This window comes from Pseudomonas sp. MLB6B (genome assembly GCF_054508135.1).
In genome coordinates this window covers 2,378,625-2,400,445 of record NZ_CP199313.1, presented here as the reverse complement: position 1 = coordinate 2,400,445, position 21,821 = coordinate 2,378,625, and the positions used below count along the sequence as shown (strand labels likewise).

23 protein-coding genes are annotated in these 21,821 nt (G+C 64.5%); all 23 read right to left on the bottom strand.

Annotation, left to right across the window (positions count from 1 at the left end; all coding sequences use genetic code 11):
• Positions 1–6: 6 nt before the first annotated feature.
• A complete protein-coding gene (fliQ, locus tag ACSMEV_RS10610) occupies positions 7–276 on the bottom strand; it encodes a flagellar biosynthesis protein FliQ (RefSeq protein ID WP_296264287.1) in 270 nt (89 codons plus the stop codon).
• A 19-nt stretch (positions 277–295) separates the two neighbouring features.
• Positions 296–1,051: a flagellar type III secretion system pore protein FliP gene (gene fliP, locus ACSMEV_RS10605; protein ID WP_313741615.1), complete on the bottom strand. Its 756-nt coding sequence runs from the start codon at positions 1,049–1,051 to the stop codon at positions 296–298.
• Entirely contained in the window at positions 1,048–1,551 is a 504-nt protein-coding gene (gene fliO, locus ACSMEV_RS10600) for a flagellar biosynthetic protein FliO (RefSeq protein ID WP_459205133.1), read from the bottom strand. The genes fliP and fliO overlap by 4 nt, the downstream gene beginning before the upstream one ends.
• Positions 1,552–1,560: 9 nt before the next feature.
• Positions 1,561–2,019, bottom strand: coding sequence for a flagellar motor switch protein FliN (gene fliN / locus ACSMEV_RS10595; RefSeq protein WP_313731845.1), 459 nt, complete (start codon positions 2,017–2,019; stop codon positions 1,561–1,563).
• Positions 2,020–2,067: 48 nt separating this feature from the next.
• Complete coding sequence (gene fliM / locus ACSMEV_RS10590) at positions 2,068–3,036, bottom strand: flagellar motor switch protein FliM (RefSeq protein ID WP_296264293.1); 969 nt, start codon at positions 3,034–3,036, stop codon at positions 2,068–2,070.
• 9 nt (positions 3,037–3,045) lie between these two features.
• A complete protein-coding gene (gene fliL / locus ACSMEV_RS10585) occupies positions 3,046–3,546 on the bottom strand; it encodes a flagellar basal body-associated protein FliL (RefSeq protein WP_459205132.1) in 501 nt (166 codons plus the stop codon).
• 85 nt (positions 3,547–3,631) lie between these two features.
• Positions 3,632–4,882: a flagellar hook-length control protein FliK gene (locus tag ACSMEV_RS10580; RefSeq protein ID WP_459205131.1), complete on the bottom strand. Its 1,251-nt coding sequence runs from the start codon at positions 4,880–4,882 to the stop codon at positions 3,632–3,634.
• A 67-nt stretch (positions 4,883–4,949) separates the two neighbouring features.
• Complete coding sequence (locus ACSMEV_RS10575) at positions 4,950–5,297, bottom strand: Hpt domain-containing protein (RefSeq protein WP_413046751.1); 348 nt, start codon at positions 5,295–5,297, stop codon at positions 4,950–4,952.
• 222 nt (positions 5,298–5,519) lie between these two features.
• Positions 5,520–5,972: a flagellar export protein FliJ gene (fliJ, locus tag ACSMEV_RS10570; protein WP_313741192.1), complete on the bottom strand. Its 453-nt coding sequence runs from the start codon at positions 5,970–5,972 to the stop codon at positions 5,520–5,522.
• Positions 5,973–5,975: 3 nt separating this feature from the next.
• Positions 5,976–7,337, bottom strand: coding sequence for a flagellar protein export ATPase FliI (gene fliI / locus ACSMEV_RS10565; RefSeq protein WP_459205130.1), 1,362 nt, complete (start codon positions 7,335–7,337; stop codon positions 5,976–5,978).
• Positions 7,327–8,115 (bottom strand): flagellar assembly protein FliH, encoded by a 789-nt coding sequence (fliH, locus tag ACSMEV_RS10560; RefSeq protein ID WP_459205129.1) that lies wholly within the window; start codon positions 8,113–8,115, stop codon positions 7,327–7,329. The genes fliI and fliH overlap by 11 nt, the downstream gene beginning before the upstream one ends.
• A gap of 356 nt (positions 8,116–8,471) precedes the next feature.
• Complete coding sequence (fliG, locus tag ACSMEV_RS10555; protein WP_296264307.1) at positions 8,472–9,491, bottom strand: flagellar motor switch protein FliG; 1,020 nt, start codon at positions 9,489–9,491, stop codon at positions 8,472–8,474.
• Positions 9,484–11,262: a flagellar basal-body MS-ring/collar protein FliF gene (gene fliF, locus ACSMEV_RS10550; RefSeq protein WP_459205128.1), complete on the bottom strand. Its 1,779-nt coding sequence runs from the start codon at positions 11,260–11,262 to the stop codon at positions 9,484–9,486. Before fliF ends, fliG begins: the two co-directional genes overlap by 8 nt.
• A gap of 11 nt (positions 11,263–11,273) precedes the next feature.
• Positions 11,274–11,600 (bottom strand): flagellar hook-basal body complex protein FliE, encoded by a 327-nt coding sequence (gene fliE, locus ACSMEV_RS10545; RefSeq protein WP_296264311.1) that lies wholly within the window; start codon positions 11,598–11,600, stop codon positions 11,274–11,276.
• A 416-nt stretch (positions 11,601–12,016) separates the two neighbouring features.
• A complete protein-coding gene (locus ACSMEV_RS10540; RefSeq protein ID WP_459205127.1) occupies positions 12,017–13,378 on the bottom strand; it encodes a sigma-54-dependent transcriptional regulator in 1,362 nt (453 codons plus the stop codon).
• Positions 13,375–14,595: a sensor histidine kinase gene (locus ACSMEV_RS10535; protein WP_459205126.1), complete on the bottom strand. Its 1,221-nt coding sequence runs from the start codon at positions 14,593–14,595 to the stop codon at positions 13,375–13,377. The genes ACSMEV_RS10540 and ACSMEV_RS10535 overlap by 4 nt, the downstream gene beginning before the upstream one ends.
• A 222-nt stretch (positions 14,596–14,817) precedes the next feature.
• Positions 14,818–16,293 (bottom strand): sigma-54 dependent transcriptional regulator, encoded by a 1,476-nt coding sequence (locus ACSMEV_RS10530; RefSeq protein WP_459205125.1) that lies wholly within the window; start codon positions 16,291–16,293, stop codon positions 14,818–14,820.
• Between the two features lie 166 nt (positions 16,294–16,459).
• On the bottom strand, positions 16,460–16,756 hold the full coding sequence (locus tag ACSMEV_RS10525; protein WP_459205124.1) for a flagellar protein FliT: 297 nt from the start codon (positions 16,754–16,756) through the stop codon (positions 16,460–16,462).
• A gap of 18 nt (positions 16,757–16,774) precedes the next feature.
• Complete coding sequence (fliS, locus tag ACSMEV_RS10520; protein ID WP_296264320.1) at positions 16,775–17,176, bottom strand: flagellar export chaperone FliS; 402 nt, start codon at positions 17,174–17,176, stop codon at positions 16,775–16,777.
• 79 nt (positions 17,177–17,255) lie between these two features.
• Positions 17,256–18,641 carry a flagellar filament capping protein FliD gene (fliD, locus tag ACSMEV_RS10515; RefSeq protein WP_459205123.1) on the bottom strand — a complete coding sequence of 462 codons (1,386 nt, stop codon included), beginning with the start codon at positions 18,639–18,641 and terminating at the stop codon, positions 17,256–17,258.
• An 83-nt stretch (positions 18,642–18,724) separates the two neighbouring features.
• Positions 18,725–19,087, bottom strand: a complete 363-nt coding sequence (locus tag ACSMEV_RS10510) for a flagellar protein FlaG (RefSeq protein ID WP_459205122.1) — start codon at positions 19,085–19,087, stop codon at positions 18,725–18,727.
• 75 nt (positions 19,088–19,162) lie between these two features.
• Positions 19,163–20,584, bottom strand: coding sequence for a flagellin N-terminal helical domain-containing protein (locus ACSMEV_RS10505; RefSeq protein WP_459205121.1), 1,422 nt, complete (start codon positions 20,582–20,584; stop codon positions 19,163–19,165).
• A 245-nt stretch (positions 20,585–20,829) separates the two neighbouring features.
• Positions 20,830–21,771 carry a ketoacyl-ACP synthase III gene (locus ACSMEV_RS10500; RefSeq protein ID WP_459205120.1) on the bottom strand — a complete coding sequence of 314 codons (942 nt, stop codon included), beginning with the start codon at positions 21,769–21,771 and terminating at the stop codon, positions 20,830–20,832.
• Between the last annotated feature and the right edge of the window lie 50 nt (positions 21,772–21,821).

Sequence of the window (21,821 nt, the reverse complement as noted above, 5' to 3'; positions counted from 1 at the left end):
GCCATGTCAGCCGATCAGCTGCGGGATGTTGGTGTAGAGGGTGGTGATGTACTCCATGAACTTCTGCACCAGCCAGGGGCCGGCGACGATCAGGGTCACCAGCATCACCAGCAGGCGCGGCAGAAAGCTCAGGGTCTGTTCGTTGATCTGCGTGGCGGCCTGGAACATCGCCACTACCAAGCCGATCAACAGGCTGGGCACCACCAGAACCGCCACCATCACGGTGGTCAGCCACAGCGCTTCGCGGAACAGGTCGACGGCCACTTCGGGTGTCATGGGGGAACTCTCCTGGGCGCTAGACGCCGCCGAAACTGCTGGCCAAGGTGCCCATGATCAGCGACCAACCGTCGACCAGCACGAACAGCATGATCTTGAACGGCAGCGAGATGATCAGCGGCGAGAGCATCATCATGCCCATGGCCATCAGCACACTGGCCACCACCAGGTCGATGACCAGGAACGGGATGAAGATCATGAAGCCGATCTGGAACGCGGTCTTGAGCTCCGAGGTGACGAACGCCGGCACCAGGATGGTCAAGGGTGCCTGGTCGGGGGTGGCGATGTCGGTGCGCTTGGACAGGCGCATGAACAGGTCGAGGTCGTTCTGCCGGGTCTGCGCGAGCATGAAGTCCTTGATCGGGCCCTGGGCCTTGTCGATGGCCTGTTGCGCGTTCAACTGCTCGTTCAGGTACGGCTGGATGGCCGACTCGTTCACCCGGTCGAACACCGGCGCCATGATGAACAGCGTCAGGAACAGCGCCATGCCGGTGAGGATCTGGTTGGACGGCGTCTGTTGCAGGCCCAGGGCCTGGCGCAGGATGGAAAACACGATGATGATGCGGGTGAAGCTGGTCATGAGGATGACGAACGCCGGAATGAAGCTCAGCGCGGTCATGATCAGCAGAATCTGCAAGCTGACCGAATACTCCTGCTGCCCATCGGTGCCGTTCGACAGGGTGATGGCCGGGATCGACAGCGGGTCGGCGGCCAGGGCCAGGGGCGCGGCCAGCAGCAACGCCAGGGTCAACAGCATGCGCATGGCGCCACTCATCGGGGCTTGTCCTTCTGGTCCTTGCCCATCAGCTCGAGCAAGCGCTGGGCGAATTCGGGCGTGGCCGGGCGGCTGCCGGTGGGCGCGGCGACCGGCTCGGCGAGCACGTGCAGCGCCTTGATGTCGCCCGGGCTGTGGCCGAGCAGGATCTGTTCCTTGCCGACCTGCACCAGCAGCAGCCGGTCGCGCGGGCCGATGGCGCGGCTGCCGAGCACTTCGATCACCTGGCCGTTGCCCGGCCCTACGCCCTGTACCCGGCGCAGCAGCCAGGCAAGCAAGAAGATCAGCCCCACCACCAGCAGCAGCCCCAGTACCAATTGCAGCACTTGGCCGCCAAGGCCGGCCGGCGTGGAGCCGACCGCAGCCGCGGCAGTCGGCTCGGCGGCCAGGACGGCCGTGCTGGCCGCGAGCACGGTCACGCTGGCGAGGGCGCGGAGCGCGAACAGCCCCAGCCGCCGCTGCCCTATCCGCCCGGCCGCCGCAGCGGCGGGCTGACTCATGCGCCCCATTCAGCGCAGCTTCTTGATGCGTTCGCTGGGGCTGATCACGTCGGTCAGGCGGATGCCGAACTTCTCGTTGACCACCACCACTTCGCCATGGGCGATCAGCGTGCCGTTGACCAGCACGTCGAGCGGCTCGCCGGCCAGGCGGTCGAGTTCGATCACCGAGCCCTGGTTGAGCTGCAGCAGGTTGCGGATGTTGATCTCGGTGCTGCCCACTTCCATGGAGATGTTCACCGGGATGTCCAGGATCACGTCCAGGTTTGGCCCTTCCAGGCTGACGTTCTCGTTCGGCCGTGGCGAGCTGGCGAACTCTTCCATGGGCATGCGGCCAGGGCCGCTGGACTGGCCGTTGAGCAGCGCGTCGATGTCGGCCTGGCCGGCGTCGCCGGTCTCTTCCAGGGCCGCGGCCCACTCGTCGGCCAGGGCCTGGTCCTCGGCAGAGGTGATTTCGTTTTCGTTCGCCATAGTGTCCTCGACAGACGTTGAATGCGGTGGAATGCGGGCGCAGCGCGGTCAGCGGCGCCCGATCGGATCGATGATCTGCAAGGCCAGGTTGCCCTTGTGCGAGCCCAGGCGCGCCTTGAACGACGGCACGCCATTGGCGCGCAGCACCAGGTGCTCGGGCAGCTCGACCGGGATCACGTCGCCGGGTTGCATGTGCAGGATGTCGCGCAGCTTCAACTGGCGCCGGGCGACGGTGGCGGTGAGCGGCACGGCGACGTCCAGCACGTCTTCGCGCAGGGCCTTGATCCAGCGCTCGTCCTGGTCGTCCAGGTCCGATTGGAAACCGGCGTCGAGCATCTCGCGCACCGGCTCGATCATCGAGTACGGCATGGTCACGTGCAGGTCGCCGCCGCCGCCGTCGAGCTCGATGTGGAAGGTCGACACCACCACCGCCTCGCTCGGCCCGACGATGTTGGCCATGGCCGGGTTGACCTCCGAGTTCATGTACTCGAAGTTGACCGGCATGATCGCCTGCCAGGCTTCCTTGAGGTCGATGAAGGCCTGGTCCAGCACCATGCGCACCACGCGCAGCTCGGTGGGGGTGAACTCACGCCCCTCGATCTTGGCGTGGCGGCCGTCGCCGCCGAAGAAGTTGTCCACCAGCTTGAACACCAATTTGGCGTCGAGGATGAACAGCGCGGTGCCGCGCAGGGGCTTGATCTTGACCAGGTTGAGGCTGGTGGGCACGTACAGCGAATGCACATATTCGCCGAACTTCATCACCTGCACGCCGCCCACCGCCACGTCGGCCGAGCGGCGCAGCAGATTGAACATGCTGATGCGGGTGTAGCGGGCGAAACGCTCGTTGATCATTTCCAGGGTCGGCATGCGCCCGCGCACGATCCGGTCCTGGCTGGTGAGGTCGTAGCTCTTGACGCCGCCGGGCTCGGCAGCGCTGTCGGTCTGCACCAGACCATCGTCGACCCCGTGCAACAGGGCATCGATCTCGTCCTGGGAGAGCAGGTCCTGCACAGCCATCGGGCGCTCCTACTGCAATACGAAGTTGGTGAACAGCAACTGGTCGATGACCGGTTTGCCGACTTCTTTCTGCGCCACTTCCTGCACCACCGCAGTGGCCTTCTGACGCAGCATTTCCTGGCCCACGGAGCTGCTGGCCAAGGCATCGAAGCCCTGACCGGAGAACATCATCACCAGGTTGTTGCGGATCACCGGCATGTGCACCTTTAGCGCGTCCAGGTCGGCCTGGTTGCGCGCTTGCAGGCTGATGCTGACCTGCATGTAGCGCTGGCGACCGTTCTGGTTGAAGTTGACCACGAAGGCCGGCGTGAGTGCCTCGTAGATGGCCTTGGGCTTGGCGTTGCCGCCTTCGCTGGCCTCGGCGGCCGCCGCCGGTTCGTTCTTGTGCATGATGAACCAGGTGGCGCCCACCGACAGGCCGACCGCCAGGAGCAGACCGACCACCGCCAGGATGATGAGCTTGAGTTTGCCTTTTTTCGCCGGGTCTTTTTCTACGTCGCTCTTGGCCATGCCAATAATCCGTCATCCGTCAGGGGTTGCAGGGTAGATGACGGGAATTGAGCAAGGGTTATGCCAGGTTGCCCTGATGCGGCGATCAGGCGTAGTAGTCGACCGCGCTGTCGCCGATCACCACCTGCTGGGCCTGCCCTTGGCCAGGCTCGATGCGTGCGCCGCCTTCGCCCTCGCCTGCCGCCGCGCGCCGCGAGGCCACGCCCGACAGGCCGTCGGCATTGGCCTGACCTTGCTGCTGTTGCTGCTGCTGTTGCTGGCGCGAGAAGTCGGCGACGCTGACGTCCGGCTGCTGCAGGCCTTGCTGGGAGAACAGCTCGCGCAGGCGATGTACCTGGCTGTCGAGGGCGTCGCGCACACCCACGTGACCGCTGATGAAAGTGATCTGCGCGGGCTGGTCGCTGGCGACGTTGACGCGGATGTCCAGGCGCCCGAGTTCGGCCGGTTCGAGTTGGATGTCGGCGGATTTGAGGTTCTGGCTGGACAGGTACATGACGCGGTTGACCAAGCCTTCGGTCCAGGCGTTCTGGTTCATCGGCAAGGGCTGCTGCAGCGGATTGGGCGCGACGGCATTGGCGGTCTTGGGCGTGGCGGCCTGGGTCAGCGCGGCCAGGCGGTTGGCGAAATCGTCGACGCGCGTGTCGCTGCTGGCCGCTTTCAGGTCTTTCAGGCCGTCGTCGAGCAAGGCGCCGAAGGCCTTTCCGCCCGCAGCGCCGCTCTGTTCGTCGCCCTCCAGTGCCGCGATCTTCTCCGCCAACGGATTGACGGCCATACGACCTTCGCTGATCTCGGCGTCGGGGTCTTGCGCGTGGGCGGAGGTTCCGCCCTGGGCCTTGGCATTCTGCTCCAGCGCCAGGCGCAGGGTGGGCATGCCGGCCAGGGGGTCGGCTTCGGGGTCGAAAGCTTCGCCCTCGCCATTGCCATCGCCGTCTGCGGCAGCCGCTTGCAGGATGGGCGCCACGACCTGGGCCTGGGCCTGGATCAGCTGCGCACCCGGTGCGGCATCGGTGACCTGGCCGGCCACCAGACTGGCGTCGCGCAAGGTGCCGGCATCCTGTTCGACGGTGTCGCTGTCGGCAGGCGTATCGGCCTTGGCCGGCAAGGTTTTGCCGTCTGCGGCAAGCGCCCCGCTGCCAGGGACTTTGGCGTCACCGACGTCGGGTGCGGACGGCGCGTCCTTGTCGGCCTTGGTCGGCACGTTGCGCGACTGCCCGGCCAGGACCTTGTCGAAGCCGCCGGCGCCCGGCTGGCGCGGCTTTTCGGCCGCAGACGCGCCCAGGTTCGGCGCGGACGGTGCGCGACTGACTTGCAATAACGGGTTGGGTGCGACAGGCATTGAGCGGTCTCCGCGCCAAAGGGCTGAACAGCATGAAGCCGTTACAGCAAAAGTCGCGCCAAGTCGCTCAGGGTGCGATCAGCCGATCCTGTTCGCCGCGGTAGAACTGCTGCACCTCGCGGTATTCCAGGTCGATGCGGTTGATCAGGTCTTCGATGCCGAACAGCGGCGGCTGGCGCACGCGCTCTTCGAGTTGGCGGCACAGCTCGGCCAGGCCCACGGCGCCCATGTCGCTGCTGCTGCCTTTGAAACTGTGTGCGGCCAGCCCCAGCTCGCTGGCATCCTTGGCCTCGTGCAACTGGCTCAGGCGCCGCTCGGAGTCTTCCAGGAAGGTTTGCAGCAATTGCGGATAGCCGTCTTCCATGACGTCGCGCAGGTCGCTCAATACGGTGTAGTCGATATGCATGTCCATCACTTGCTCACTCCTTGATCAAGCTCGATTGCCTGGCTGGGCGCCTGTCGGTCGGTCAGCCGCTTGTGTTCCGCTTCATCCTTGACGTTGCGCCGCAGCCTTGCGTGGCGCCCCTTGCCGAACCCATCGAGCAGCGAAGATCAGACGCCCAACACCGCTTCGGGTTCCGCGAGGTGGTCGAAGTGTAGCCCATCCCACAGCGGCGTCGAAGCCGCCGACGGCCTGTTACGGAAACGCGTGACGCGGTAGACGTTGCGACAACTCGTCGAGCAGCTTCTGCTCGCGCTTGTCGTCGGCGCGGCGAGCCTCGTCGAGGTAGCGCTGCACCAGCTTGCGCAGCCCCTCCACCCGCGCATAAGCCTCTTGCCAGCCCTTGCGCGCATTGTTCAGGTTGTTCTGATGCCAGGTCAGGCTCTGGCGCTGCTGGCCCATGGCGGTTTCCAGCTGCCCGAGAAAGCGCTGGTAGTTGACCAGCCAGGCGCCATCGACGCCTTGGCCGCCACGGTTGAGCCATTGCTGCTGGTAATCGCCGCGGAACTGCTCCAGTTCGCTGAGCTTGGCCTGGGCGACGTTCACCTGCTGCTGGAACTGGCCCAGGCGCTGGGCGGCCTTGCGCTCGGCGTCCTCGGCCATTTCCACCACCGGCAACAGACGCGCGGCACGGCTGGGCACACTCATGGCTTAGCCTCCATTGGCGGGGCTGGCGAACACCGCCGCCAGTTCCGCGCGGCCCTGGGCCAGACTTACGTTTTCGTCCAGGCCTTGGCGCAGGTACGACACCAGCTTGCCCTGCAAGGCAATGGCCATGTCGGTTTCCGGATCGCCCCCCGGCACATAGGCGCCCACGCTGATCAAGTCGCGGCTCTGCGACAGGCGCGACCACAGCTGCTTGAATTTCTGCGCCTGGCGCAGGTGGTCGATGTCCACCACTTGCGGCATCACCCGGCTGATCGAGGCCTCGATGTCGATGGCCGGATAGTGCCCTTCCTCGGCCAGACGCCGCGACAGCACGAAGTGGCCGTCGAGCACGCCGCGCGCCGAGTCGGCGATCGGGTCCTGCTGGTCGTCGCCTTCGGACAGCACGGTATAGAACGCGGTGATCGATCCCCCGCCGGCTTCGCCGTTACCGGCGCGCTCCACCAGTTTGGGCAGCTTGGCGAACACCGAAGGCGGATAGCCACGGGTCGCCGGCGGCTCGCCGATGGCCAGGGCGATTTCCCGCTGGGCCTGGGCGAAACGGGTCAGCGAATCCATCAGCAGCAGGACGTTCTTGCCCTTGTCGCGGAAGTATTCAGCGATGCGCGTGCAGTACATGGCCGCGCGCAGACGCATCAAGGGGGCATCGTCCGCGGGCGAGGCCACCACCACCGAGCGTTTGATGCCCTCCTCGCCGAGGATGTGCTCGATGAATTCCTTCACCTCGCGGCCCCGTTCGCCGATCAAGCCGACCACGATGATCTCGGCTTCGGTGAAGCGCGTCATCATGCCCAGCAGCACCGACTTACCGACGCCGGTACCGGCGAACAGGCCCAGGCGCTGCCCCCGGCCCACGGTCAGCAGGCCGTTGATGCTGCGGATGCCCACGTCCAGCGGCTGGCTGATCGGCTCACGGTTGAGCGGGTTGATGGTCGGGCCTTCCATGGGCACCCAGTCTTCGGCCTTCATGCCGCCCTTGCCGTCCAGAGCGCGACCGGCGCCGTCCAGCACCCGGCCGAGCATGCTCATGCCCATGGGCAGGCGACCGCTGTCGTCCAGCGGCACCACGCGCGCGCCGGGCGCGATGCCGGCCACGCTGCCCACTGGCATGAGGAACACCTTGCTGCCGGAGAAGCCCATGACTTCGGCTTCCACCTCGACGGCGTGGTAGCCGTCGTCGTTGATCACCCGGCAGCGGCTGCCCACCGCCGCGCGCAGACCCTCGGCTTCCAGCGTCAGCCCGACCATGCGCAGCAGCCGGCCTTCGGCCACCGGCTGTGCCGGCAGGGCGATGGCCTCGGCGTAGCTGCCCAGGCGCTTGGCGAAGCTGGTGCGGTCAAGGCGCATCGTCGGCCTCGCGTGGCTGGGTCAGGTCGATGGACAGGTCGGCCGGAGCCGGGTGCAGGGCCTGCTCGTGGAGCTGGTCGAACAACTGCGCCACGGCTTTTTCCAAGCGCGTCTCCATGCTCGCGTCGATGCGGCTGTGGGCGGTTTCGATGCGGCAACCGCCGGGCAGCAGCGCCTCGTCTTCGAGCAGTTTCCAGTGTTCTTCGTGGCGCTCGCGCAAGGCCTTGACGGCTTCGAAGTCCTGGGGATTGAGGTGGATGCGGATGTTGTCGGCGCCCATCGGCAGCAGTTTCAGCGCCTCGCGCAGTACCTGGGTGATCTGGCTGGAATCGCCGCGCAGTTCGCGGCCGATCACCTGCCGGGCCATGTGGCCGACCAAGTGCACAAGGCCGCGCTCGATCTGCGTGTCCTGCTCGGCGATGGGGTCGAGCAGGTGTCGCATCAGCTGTTCCAGGCTCGCCAGTTTGGCCGCCAGGGCCGCGTCGGCTTCCTGGCGCACCTTGAGCTGGGCACTGTGGAAGCCGTCCCGCTCGCCCGTGGCGAAGCCTTCGTTGTAGGCCTCCTGGCGAATGGCTTCGAGCTCTTCGAGGGTGATCGGCTGGACGTCTTCGATGGGCACTTCGGCGACCTCGTCCTCGACCACCTCGGGCGTCGCCTCGGGTTCGGGTTCCGCGACGAAGCGCGGTGCGGGATCGAAACTGGGCAATGCCCACACGTCCACACCCTCTAGGTCACGGGCGCGGATCAGGTCGCTGGCGTGTTGGTCTTTACTGGACATGCAATCGGGCTCTCGAAACCAGGGTCAGGCGCTCTCGCCTGAGATAGATATGGCACTGCCTGTCAGCCGATCTGGCCTTTCATAGGAGCGGGCGGTCGGCACTGCGGTTCATTCGCGCAAGGCCGCATAGGGGCCAGTCCAGTTACAGGGAATGATGTCGCCGGGACTGGGGCGGCGATGCCGGCCATCGCGGCTGAAGCCGCTCCAACAGGTCATTACCCTTTTGAGTAACCGTGCCTTTTTTTTTGTGTGTGTGGGAGCGGCTTTAGCCGCGATGGCCGGCGCAGCCGGCACAACGGCCTCCAGCATGATCGGGCTGGACCCATGATGCTCCGCTCGCCTGGCCATACGCGGGCCTAGATCATCTCCTCGCCACCTTTGCCGCCCAGCACGATCTCGCCGGCATCGGCCATGCGTCGGGCCACGGTGAGGATTTCCTTCTGCGCGCCCTCGACGTCGCTGACGCGCACCGGCCCTTTGGCCTCGAGGTCGTCGCGCAGCAGCTCCGACGCACGTTTGGACATGTTCTTGAAGACTTTGTCCTTGACCCGGTCGTCGGCACCCTTGAGCGCCACCACCAGCACGTCCGAGGCGACTTCGCGCAGCAGCGACTGGATCCCGCGGTCGTCGACGTCGGCCAGGTTGTTGAAGACGAACATCAGGTCTTCGATCTGCTCGGACAGGTCGCCGTCGACCTCGCGGATCGAGTCCATCAGCTGGCCTTCCACGGAGCTGTCGAGGAAGTTCATGATGTCAGCCGCACGTTTGATGCCACCCAGGGTGGTCCGCGCGGCATTGGAGTTGCCGGAGAACTGCTTCTCGAGAATCTGGTTCAGCTCCTTGAGCGCCGCCGGTTGCACGGTGTTCAGCGACGACACGCGCAGGATGATGTCCAGTCGCACTTTGTGATCGAAGTTGCTCAGCACCTCACCGGCCTGGTCGGGGTCGAGGTAGGCGACCACGATGGCCTGGATCTGCGGGTGCTCGTAGCGGATCACGTCGGCCACGGCGCGCGGCTCCATCCACTTCAAGCTGTCCAGGCCGCTGGTGTTGCCGCCCAGCAGAATGCGGTCGATCAGGCCATTGGCCTTGTCCTCACCCAAGGCCTGATTGAGCATCTTGCGGATGTAGCCGTCCGAGCCTACGCCCAGGCTGGTCTGGTCGCCGACGGTCTCGACGAACTCGCTCATCACCTGCTCGACCTGCTCGCGGTGGATGTTGCCCATCTGCGCCATGGCCACACCGACCCGCTGCACTTCCTTGGGGCCCATGTGGCGCAGCACCTGGGCGGCGTCGGTCTCGCCCAGCGACAGCAGGAGGATGGCAGCCTTGTCGACACGGCTGAGTTTGGCGTTCACGGCGCGGTTATCACTCATCGGCGTTGATCCAGTCCTTGACGACCTGAGCTACACGGCCCGGGTCTTCGGCCACCAGGCCCTTGATTGCGTTGAGCTGCGCCTCGTAACCCTCGGTGGGGCTGGGCAGCAGGATGCTTTGCGGGCCACCGAGGGTGACGCGGTCGTTGGCGAGGTCGCCATCCATCCCGATCATCCCGCCCAGCTCCGTGTCGCCTGCCACGCCGACGTCCTTGCCGCCACGGGTGATGTTGTTCAGCACCGGACGCAGCACGCCGAACACCAACACCAGGATGAACAGCACGCCCAGGGCCTGTTTGACGATGTCCCAGAACCAGGGCTGCGAGTAGAACGGAATGTCGACCAACACTTCGCCACGGTCGGCGGAGAACGGCACGTTGACCACGCTGACGCTGTCGCCGCGGCTGGCGTCGAAGCCTACCGCGTCCTGCACCAGGCGGGTGAAGCGTGCCAGGTCTTCGCTGGTCCAGGGCGTGCGCGTGGTTTCGCCGCTGGCCGCGTCGACCTTGACCTGGTCGTCCACCACCACGGCCACCGACAGGCGGGTCAGACGGCCCTGTTGCTGGCGGGTGTGGCTGATCGAGCGGTCCAGCTCGAAGTTCTTGGTGCTCTGCTGGCGCTTGTCGCTGGGGTACGGCGCGAGCATCGGCTGGCCGGTGGCCGGGTCCATGATCTGCTGGCCGTTGGCATCGAGCAGCGGTTGGCCGGGCTGGATCGCACCGGCACCGGCCGCGCCGGCCGTGGCCGTTTGCGGTGCGCTGGCGGCGCCCGGTGGCTGGTTGCTCAGCGCGCCCGGCACGCCCTGCGGACCTTGGCTGCTGGAGCGCTGCTCATCGACCGACTGTTCGCTACGCAGCGCCGGTTGCTCGGGGTTGAACTGCTCGGAGGTCGACTCGACCGCGCTGAAATCCACGTCGGCCGACACCTCGGCCTTGTAGCGGTCGTTGCCCAGCACCGGTTGCAGGATGTTCTGCACGCGCTGGGTGAGCAGGCTTTCCATGCGCCGGCTGTAGTCGTACTGCTTGCCGGCCATGGTCAGTGCAGTGTCCTGCAACTGCTCGGAGAGCAGGTTGCCTTTCTGGTCGACCACGGTGACCTGAGACTTGTCCAGTTCCGGCACGCTGGTCGCCACCAAGTTGACGATGGCCATGACCTGGCCGCTTTCCAAGGTCCGGCCCGGGTACATTTCGACCAGCACCGAGGCGCTGGGCTTGCGTTCGTCACGCACGAACACCGAGCTTTTCGGAATCGCCAGGTGCACGCGGGCGCCTTTGACGTTGTTCAGGCTCGACACGGTGCGCGCCAACTCGCCTTCCAGGCCGCGGCGGTAGCGGGTGGCTTCCATGAACTGGCTGGTGCCCAGGCCCTGGTCCTTGTCGAGAATTTCGAAGCCGACGTTGCCGTCGTTGGCGGTGATGCCCGCAGCGGCGAGTTTCAGGCGCGCGCGGGAAAGGTCGTCGGCCTTGACCAGCAGTGCGCCGGAGTTGGGCTCGACGCGGTATTCGATGTCGGAGGCACCGAGGGTGTCGATGACCTGCTTGGTGTCCATCCCGGCCAGGCTGCCGTACAGCGGACGGTAGTCCGGCTGCTGCGACCAGAGCACCACGGCAAAGCCCACCGCCACGCTGGCGGCCAGCCCGACCAACAGGCCGACCTGGCGCAGCGCAGGCATGCGCGAGATGTTTTCCAGGAAACCCAGCCCCGGCAGCGCCAGCTTGGACGCAGGCTTGGCACCGGTGGTGGCGGGTGGAGTGTCGACGGCATCGGCCACTTAGTCAGCCCTCAAACTGGCATCTGCATGATGTCCTGGTACGCCTGGACCAACTTGTTGCGCACCTGCGTGAGTGCCTGGAACGACACCGAGGCCTTTTGCGAGGCCACCATGACGTCGGTCAGGTCGACATTGCCCTTGCCGATTTCGAAGGCATTGGCCAGGGCATTGGATGACTGCTGGGTTTCATTGACCTTGCCGATCGCCTGGCCAAGCATGTCGGCGAACGAGTTCTGCCCTAGCTCTGGCGCGGCCACGGCTTTGGGCTGGGACATGGCGTCGGCTTGCATGGCGCGCATGTCCAGCATCAGACGGTTGAATTGAACACCTTGGGTCATGGACTTCTCTCTGCGACGGCCGCATTTTTTTTGACACTCATGCGGCGGGTACAGGGGAACTAGCAACAAGAATGCCAGGGTGGTGAATGGGAGCAGGAAAAGGCTGGAGCCGGATCTGTCGGCTTGGTTCAGGGCCGCGTCGCGGCCCATCGCGGCTGATCGGAGCGCCGAACCGGCCGTTCCCACAGGATTGCGCTCATGCTGCTGGAGCGGCTTCAGCGGCCCTACGAATATCCTGTTGGGGCGGCTTCAGCCGCGATGGCGCTCATCCTGTGGGAGCGGCTTTAGCCGCGATGGCCGGCACCGCCGGCCCAGCAGCTACGGCACCTGTCGACAGGTAATCGCATCCCGACCCCGCTCCAGCCGATCGACCACCCGCTGCCCTATACCCAGGGCGACAGTCAGCCCCCACCCCATCAGCCATCGATTTCGGCGTCCATTCCGGCTTCGCGCATCTGTGCCAGCTTGTAGCGCAATGTGCGTGGGCTGATGCCCAGCCGCTCGGCCGCCTCCTTGCGTCGCCCGCGCTCGCTGCGCAAGGCGTCGAGGATCATCTGGAATTCATGGCGACGCAGGTCGTCGCCCAGTACCGCTGGCTCGGCAATCTCGCGCTCGATACCCAAAGGCGCGGCCGGTCGTGACGCAGCCCCCGTTGCCAACCCCGGCAGACAGAAATCCGCCGCTTCGATCACCCCGCCCTGTTGCAGGATCAAAGCGCGCTGCACGGCATTGTCCAGCTCGCGCACGTTGCCGGGCCAGGCATGTTCGCGTAGACACTCGCGGGCTTCGGGCGACAGGCGAACCGCGCCGAGGCGCAGCTTGCCGGCATGGCGGGCGAGCAGACGCTCGGCCAGCGGCAGAATGTCGTCGCGGCGCTCGCGCAGGGGTTGCCAGGCCAGGGGGAACACCGACAAGCGGTAATAGAGGTCTTCGCGAAACGCGCCTGCCGCCACCTGCGCGGCCAGGTCGCGGTTGCTGGTGGCCAGCACGCGGATGTCGAGCGGGATCGGCTTGCGCCCGCCGACCCGCTCCACCTCGCGCTCCTGCAACACCCGCAGCAGCTTGGCCTGCAAGGCCAGGGGCATTTCGGAGATTTCGTCGAGCAGCAAGGTGCCGCCGTCGGCCTGCTCGAACTTGCCGGGCTGGGCGGCGATGGCGCCGGTGAACGCGCCCTTTTCGTGGCCGAACAAGGTGGCTTCGAGCATGTTGTCGGGGATCGCCGCGCAGTTGATGGCCACGAACGGCCCCTCGGCGCGGGTCGATTGCTGGTGGATATACCGCGCCAGCACTTCCTTGCCGGTGCCCGACTCGCCGCAGATCATCACCGTCGAGTCGCTGCGCGCGACCCGCGCCGCCAGCGCCAGCAACTGCCGGCTGCTGGGCGCGCAGGCCACCGGGCCGTCGTCGGCCAGCAGACGATGGGCCGCATGGCGCTCGACCAGGCTGAGCAAGGCGCGCGGCTCGAAGGGCTTGACCAGGTAGTCCACCGCGCCCTGGCGCATGGCTTGCACGGCGCTTTCCACCGCAGCATGGGCCGTCATCAGCAACACCGGCAGTTGCGGCTGGCGCTGGCGCAATTCGCCCAGCAACTGATGGCCGTCCATGCCGGGCATGTTGACGTCGCTGACCACCAGGCTGAAAGCTTCTTCGCCCACGGCCTGCAAGGCGAGCTCCGCCGAACCCACCGCGCGCCAGGCGAAGCCGCCCACTTCCAGGGTATCGGCCAAGGCCTGGCGCAGGTTGCGGTCGTCCTCGACCAGCAGCACCTTGTGCGTCATGCGCTGCCCTCCCCTCCCGCCACACCCAGCAGCGGCAGCGTGACCGTCACACAGGTGCCACGACCCACGCGCGAGCGGATCCGCACCTGGCCTTGATGGGCGCGCACCACGGCATTGACCACGGCCAGGCCCAGGCCCGTACCATTGGTCTTGGTGGTGAGGAAGGGTTCGCCCAGGCGCGCCAGCAGGGCGGCATCGATGCCGCCACCGGCATCGCTGATGCACAGTGCGACCTGCTGCCCACGGCGCATCAGGTGTACCTTCAGACGCGCTGGGCCCTGGCTCGCTTGCAAGGCGTTGTTGATCAGGTTGAGCAAGGCGCCGACCAGGGTGTCGCGGTTGCACAGCACTTCGCCCAGACGGGTATCGCACTGCCAGCGCACGGCATGGCTCTCGACATGGCTGTGGGCGGCCTGTTGCAGGGCCTGGAACAAACCCTTGGGCGACAGGCGATCGGTCAGCGGCAACTCGCCACGTGCGAATACCAGCATGTCGCGCACCTGGTGCTCGAGCTCATGCAGGCGCTCTTTGAGCTGACCGGCGAAGCGTTGCCGGGTGTCGTCGGGCAGGGTATGCGCCGGGTCGGCGAGATGCCCGGCGTAGAGCATGGCGGCCGACAACGGCGTGCGGATCTGATGGGCCAGTGAGGCGACCATGCGCCCCAGGCTGGACAAGCGCTCATGACGCGCCAGCTGGTCTTGCAAGCGCCTTGTTTCGGTCAGGTCGGTGAGCAGCAGCAACTGCCCAGGCTCTGCGCCCAGCGAGCGGGTGGCGATCGACACGCGGCGGCCATCGCGCAGCGAGACTTCATGGCCATCGTCGTCGCGCGGCGCGAAGCGCTGTACGATCAGCTCGCGCCACAACTCGCCCAGCAATGGCTCCCCCAGAAGCTCCGCCGCGGCAGGGTTGGCTTCGACCACCACGCCCCGACCATCGAGCACCACCACACCGCCGGGCAACACATCGAGCAGGCTTTGCAGGCGATTGGCCAAGCGCTCCTTTTCGGCCAGTTCGGCCATGCGCTGGGCACTGACCACCGCCAACTCGCCTTTGAGCTCGCTGACCCGCGCCTCGAGCATGCCGTAGGACGCGTGCAGCTGGCTGGACACCTGGCCGAATAGCGCGAAGGCCTGCTCCAGGCTTTCGCGGCTCTGTTGCTCGGCAGGGTTGCGGCGTTGCGGATCGGGGGCTCGGGAGAGGGAGGCAATCTGAGGCATCGGACATTCTCGCGTGGCTGACCGTCATAAAAACGACCTGTTGGCGAGGTTGTAGCAAGGGGCGTGCCGGGAGATGGGATACGCAAGGGGCTAGTTGGTTAACGCATGTTACCCGCGTGGCAGCGCGGGCCATGTCGAGCACAGTGCCCTGTTCTTCCAAAAAGGATGCGATCACACGCCAACAGCGTGTTGCAGGTTGCCCCACAACGCCCTCGATGGCGCCTACTCTTCAGCGGCCTCTTCGCCGTCGCGGCGACTCATCCCGTATTTACGCATCTTCTCCACCAAGGTAGTGCGGCGGATGCGCAGACGCTCCGCCGCGCGGGCCACGATGCCATTGGCATCGTCCAGCGCCTGTTGAATCAAGCCCTGCTCCAGGCCGCCGAGGTAGTCTTTGAGGTCCAGACCTTCGGGCGGCAACATGGCCTGGCTGGCGAAGTTCGGCGTGTGTCCGTTGATCGCCACGCGCTCTTCCAGGTCGCTGCGCAGGCTGTCGACCAACTGCTCGTCTTCGTCTTCGACATAACGGAATTTCTTCGGCAGCTCGGCGACACCGATCACACCATAGGGGTGCATGATCGCCATACGTTCCACCAGGTTGGCCAGCTCACGCACGTTGCCCGGCCAGCCGTGGCGGCACAGCGACATGATCGCGGCCGAATTGAAGCGGATCGAGCCGCGCTTCTCGTGCTCCATGCGCGAGATCAGCTCGTTCATCAACAGCGGGATGTCTTCGACGCGCTCGCGCAGGGGCGCCATTTCGATGGGGAAGACGTTGAGCCGGTAGTACAGGTCTTCGCGGAACGAGCCCGCTTCGATCATGGTTTCGAGGTTCTTGTGCGTGGCCGCGATGATGCGCACGTCGACGCTCTGGGTCTTGTTGCTGCCGACCCGCTCGAAGGTGCGTTCCTGCAACACACGCAGCAGCTTGACCTGCATCGGCAGCGGCATGTCGCCGATCTCGTCGAGGAACAGCGTGCCACCGTTGGCGAGTTCGAAACGCCCGGCGCGGGTAGTGATGGCACCGGTGAATGCGCCCTTCTCATGGCCGAACAGCTCGCTTTCCAGCAGCTCTGCCGGGATGGCGCCGCAGTTGACCGGCACGAACGGCGCGTCGCGGCGCTTGGAATGGTAGTGCAGGTTGCGCGCCACCACTTCCTTGCCCGTTCCCGACTCACCGAGGATCAACACACTGGCGTCGGTGTCGGCTACCTGCTGCATCATCTGCCGCACGTGCTGGATTGCTCGGCTGGTGCCGACCAGGCTGCGGAACAGGTTGGGCTCGCGCTGACGACCGCGCTCGCGTGCCTGGTCGTACATCTCGCGATAGACCTGGGCACGGTGCAGGGAATCGAGCAATTGGCTATAGCTGGGGGGCATCTGCAAGTTGGACAGTACCCGGCGGCGCAAGTCGTCGGGGAACTCGGCAGAAGAAATTTCACCAAGAAGCAGGACAGGAAGGAACTCATCCCACCCTGTCACGGTCTTAAGCTGCCCGAGTACCGTGCCAGGCGATGCCACGGTACCCATGAGCACGCACAATACTTCGCGGCTCGACTGCAAAGACTCCACGGCCTGCTGCCAGTTCTGGCTCGAGCAAGGCAGGTTGTCTTCGCCCAGGAAATTCAGGACCACCGCCATATCGCGGCGGCGCTCGCTGTCGTCATCGATCAGCAGAATCTTGGTTTCACGCCACATGCAATAGCAACTTCCCTAGTCATATCGGTGCCGGGGAGGCGAATTCGACGTCGCCCTGACGTACGGTCAGCAATGAGACGTCTGAAATTCGAAAACAGCCACTAGTAAAGTAAAAAACGTAGAACCAGTCAAATTTATGGCGCCGGACAGGCGTTATCTATTTACCTCAGCTGAACAGATGGTAAACCTTTGCCGCCGATTTTGCCTGATTGATCTGCGACATTTGCTCGGCGATGGCTTGGCGTTCGCCCATTGTCGCTTCCAGCAAATCGCGGTAGACCCCCAGCAGATCTTCCAACTTGGCCTTGACCTGGGCCTCGTCCACCACGCTTGCCGTCAGCATGTCGTCGATGCACACCCGGCAGGCTTCGTCGAGCCTGCCGATAGCCTCCCAGTCGCGCTCGTCCAGGGCATCGAGCAAAGCGTCACGGGTTTCGTCGAATCGTTGGATGGCAGTGTTCACGACACGCTCCTCGCGGGCTCAGCCGGCTTGTTGCGCGGGTGGGATCTGATCCCAACCGCTCTTGACGGTGATCAGCAGCCGGGCGACTTCGTCGATCATGCCGGCATCGTTGGCGATGTTCGCCTGCATCAGGCGATTGGTCATATATACGTACAGGCTGGCGAGTTGCTCGATGCTCTCGGGGTTCTCGCTCTTTTCGGCATCCAGACCATCGCGCAGGCCGATGATGATGTCGATCGCCTTGCCGATCAGCAGGCCCTTTTCCGCCACGTCGCCGCGCGCCATCGCGCCCTTGGCCTGGGCCATGCGATCCAGCCCGCCTTCCATCAGCATCTGCACCAACCGATGGGGCGTAGCTTCGGAGATCTGTGCATGGGAATTGACCTTCTGGTATTGGCGAAGGGCTCTCATGGGGTTCATCGTGCAACCTCGTGACAGAAAAAAGATAACGGCTCGATGACAGTTATGTCGGCCGAGCCGTGGATAACTTAAGCGCCGATCAGCTGTCGCTGTTGGACTTGTTCAAGGCGTTCAGCGTGGTCATCACGCTGTCGCTCTGCGCGCGCAACTGGGCCACCAGGGTGTCCATGGCGTTGTATTTGTCCTGCAGGCTCTTCTGCAACGCGGTCATGCGATCGTCGAGGGTGGTCTGCTCGGTCTTGAGCTTGTTGAGGTTGTCGGTCAGCGTCTTGGTGCGCTCGGCGAAGGTGCCGGTGCTGGCCTTGGCGTAGCTTTCAGTGGCGTTCTGCATGCGCGCAAGCAGGCCGTCCTTGCCGGTGAAGATGCTCGAGAGGTCGGCGATGTTGGTGGCCGCCGCAGCGCTCCACTTCTTGTCGTCGATGCTCAGCAGGCCGCCGTCCTGGGACGTGGTGACGCCGAACTGCGCCAGGGACTTGAACGCACCGTTGCCCGACAATTGGCTGAGCTCGTTGCGAATAGACGACACCAGGCCACGCATCGTCGCGTCACCGGTCAGCGCACCAGCGGTCGGCGTACCGTCGGCGCCCGTGGTGACCTTGGTTTCGGCGTTGATGGCCGTGATCAGGGCATTGTAGGTATCAACAAAGCCCTGCACACCGGATTTGAGTGTGCTGGCGTTGGTGGTCAACGAAAGAATGGTCGGCGAAAACTCGCCACTATCATTTTTTGACGACACCCCCGTCAAGGTGATGCTCAAACCGCTGACGGCGTCGGAGATTTCGTTGCTCTTGGACGTCATGCTGATGCCGTCGAGCATGTACTTGGCGTTGGCAGGCTTGTCGATCACGGTATACCCGGTGTCGATGCCCGAGTTACCGCCCAGGGTGATGTCCGATCCCTCGCCCATCTTGGTCGAGGTCAGCACCAGGCGCGAACCGTTGGCGTCGGTGAGCACGTTGGCGCTCAAGCCCTGAGTGCCGAACTGGCTGTTGATGCTGTCGCGCACCTGCTGCAGGGTAGCGCCGGCCGGCACGCTGAGGTCGTAAGTCTTGCCGGACTGGCTGATGCTCAACGTCGTGGCGGTGCTGGTCTTGTTGACCACGGAGCTGGCGCCGTTGGCATACACCGGCGTGGAGATCTTCGAAGCCTGGGCCAAACTTTCTACTTTCAACGCGAAGGTGCCATTGGAAGCACCATTGCCCGCCTTGATGGTAGCGACCTTCTCGTCGCTGGACTTCACACTCAGCCCGGTGAACACGTTGGTGCTGGACATGTTCTCCATGGCCCCGCGGAACGCATCGAGGGCGGCTTGGACCTTGCCGATGGAAGACAACGTCGTGGTCGCCTTCAAGGTCTGGGTATTGATCTGAGCCTGTTTCGGCGCCTTCTGCGCGTCCACCAGAGCTTTGACAATTGCCTGGGTGTCGATATTCGAACCGATACCGCTGACTGTTGAACCTGCCATCGTTGTCTCCCTGTGTCTCAGTGGCTGCCAACGGCTTGACGATCACGCTCGCAAACGGCTGCAGCAACAAGTTTCATGCCAACCTACACTTCATCCTTGAACAGCAGACTGTTGGCGTCGTTGAGGTTCTGCGCCAGCTTCAGCGCGGCCTCGGAAGGAATCTGACGAATCACCAGGCCCGAATCGGTGGCGATGACTTTCACCACTACCCTGCCGCTGTCCTCGTCGATGGAAAAATCCAGATTACGGTGGTTGTCACGCGCGAAGTCGCGGATTTCCCCGAGCGCTTTCTCCAGATCCTCACGGCTCGCCGGCTCGCTTGCCGCGGCAGGCGGCGCTGCCGCATCCGGCGCCTTGGCCAGACTGGCGGCGTCGGCGGGCGCGACGGCGACCACCGGCGCCAGCGGCGGCGTGTAGACCTGGTTCACTTTCACACTCATGTCCATGGGTGAAACTCCTCACGTCAGAACGGCAAAAGGGCACGTAGAACGCGCCCTTTCGTTGCTAGCCTGCCAGCGCGATTACTGAAGCAGTTTCAGTACCGAGGACGGCAGCTGGTTGGCCTGGGACAGGATCGCGGTGGATGCCTGTTGCAGGGTTTGCTGCTTGGTCAGCTCGGCGGTTTCGGCCGCGAAGTCCACATCCTGCACGGTCGAACGGGCAGCGGTGGAGTTCTTCTGGATGTTTTGCAGGTTGTCTACAGTGGTCTGCAGACGGTTCTGAGTAGCACCCAGGCCGGAACGGACGCTGTCGATCGAGCCGATGGCCTTGTCGATCACGGCCAGCGCGTTCTGGGCGTTGGTCGAATCGGTGACATCGGTCTGCGAGATGGTGGTCTTGGTCGAAGTCAGTGCGGTACCGGTACCGAACACTTCTTCTGCGCCAGTGCCGCTCAACGAGTAGCCTTTGGCCGAATCCAGGGACACTGCGCCAGTGGCGACCAGGTCGTCGGCGACGGCGACGCCAGTCGAGAACTTGCCGTCAGCGCCTTTGCTGGCGACGGTGACCGCAGCGCCGCCGGTGGTGCCGCTAAAGGAAACGTTCTCACCGGTGTCGGATTTGACCGACAGCTTGCCGCTGGTTTCGTCGAAGTTGACGCTGATACCCAGTTTGGCGGAGTTGGATTTCAACTGGTCGGCCAGGCCGGCAGTGTCGGTCACGCCCTTGATATCGACTTTCTGGTCACCGACCTGCAGGGTGAAGCTCACAGGCGTGGTGGTGGCAGCCGCTTTGTCGACAGCGAAGCTGACTTCGGTGCTGGCGGTAGCGGTCAGGCCGCCGATCAGGCCGCTCATGCCCTTTGCGATCTCTTTGGCCGAAGCGCCGGCAGCAGCGGTGTAGGTTTCGCTCTGACCGTTACCGGTGACGGTGATAGGGCCGCCAGCCAGGCCGTTGGCTTTAGGGTCGGCAGTCAGGCTCTTGACCTGCTGGGAACCGATGTTGTTGGCCGCAACGTTGTCCAGGGACAGGTTGATGGTCTCGTTGGCGTTGGCGCCGACCTGGATGGCCTTGGTGCCGTACGAACCGTCCAGCAGTTTCTGGCCACCGAAGGTGGTGGTCTGCGAGATACGGGTCAGTTCCGCGGTCAGAGCCTGGTATTCGTCGTTGTTCGACTTACGGTCATCGGCGCTGAGCGAGCCGGTGGACGAAGACAGTGCCAGAGTACGCATCTTCTGCAGGATGTCGGTCGAGGCCTGCATCGCGCCTTCAGCGGTCTGGGCGATGGAGATACCGTCGTTGGCGTTCTTCACTGCCTGGCCCAGGCCGTTGATCTGGCTGGTCAGACGGTTGGAGATCTGCAGGCCGGCCGCGTCATCCTTGGCGCTGTTGATCCGCAGGCCGGACGACAGACGCTGCATCGAAGTCGTCTGGGCGTTGCTGGCCTTGGTCAGGTTGCTCTGAGTGGTGATCGAAGCAATGTTGGTGTTAACGGTTAAAGCCATGACGAAATCCTCGTTGGATGAGTTACTGCGGCTTCCGGCCTTGGCAACCGCCGGGTGTGGCCTAGAGAACCTTCGTAATGGTTATCGTCGGGAGTGGCCCTGGCTTGAGGGCGATTTGCAAAAAAAATTGCCATTACACGGCCATCTTTTTGCAAATCAAGGGTTTACCGCCGGCCAATGGCGATGAACGGGCATGAAAAAAGCGCCGGGGCCAAGCCTGCCGGCGCTTTTTCATGACCTGTCGATCAGCTTCGCTGAAGGATCGCCGAGCCCCACGAAAGGCCGACGCCGAAGCCACTGATCGCCACACGGCGCCAGGTGCCGCCGAACATGTGCTTTTCCAGCAGCAGCGGAATGCTCGATGACACCGTGTTGCCGGTTTCCAGCATGTCCTTGACGAATTTCTCCGGACGTTTGTGCTCCAGCTCTTCCTCGAAACGCCGTGCCACGGCGTCGACGATGGCGGCGCTGCCCTGGTGGATGCAGAAGGCGTCGATGTCGGAGGACTGCAAGTCGCTCGCTTCGAGCAGCTCGCGCAGGTGCGCGGGCACCTTGAGCAAGGCGAAGTTGAACACCTGGCGGCCGTTCATGAAGAAGGTGCCGTCGCTGACCTTCAAGTGCGCAGCGCCGGCGCCGTCGGTGCCGAAACGCGCCTGGCCGAGCTGCCAGTCGGCGCCCTCGCCCATCCAGGTGGCGGTGGCGGCGTCACCGAACAGCATGGTGGTGTTGCGGTCTTCGGGGTCGACGATCTTCGAATAGGGGTCGGCGGTGATCAGCAGGCCATTCTTCAGCCCGGCCGCTTCCATGAAGCCCTTGATCGCGTACAGCCCGTAGACGTAGCCCGAGCAACCGAGCGAAACGTCGAAGGCGGCGACCGAAGTGCTCAGGCCCAGCTTGTCCTGGACGATGGCCGAGGTGTGCGGCAGGCCCTCTTCGTCACCGTTCTGGGTGACCACGATGAGCGCGTCGATCGACTGCGGGTCGAGGCTGGGGTTGTTGACGAACAGCGCACGGGCCGCTTCAACGGCGAGGTCGGAGGTTTCCTGCGTGGCCTCTTTGCGCGGCAGGAAAGCCGAGCCGATCTTGCCGAGGATGAAATCTTCGTTCTTTTCGAAACGCGCACCTTGGGCGTAGTTGTCCACGCCCTGGGCCGGCACGTAGCTGGCGATGCTTTTAATGCCAATCATTCTGGCTTCCCAATCAAAACAGCCAAAGTCCGCCGCTCATCGGATGAGGG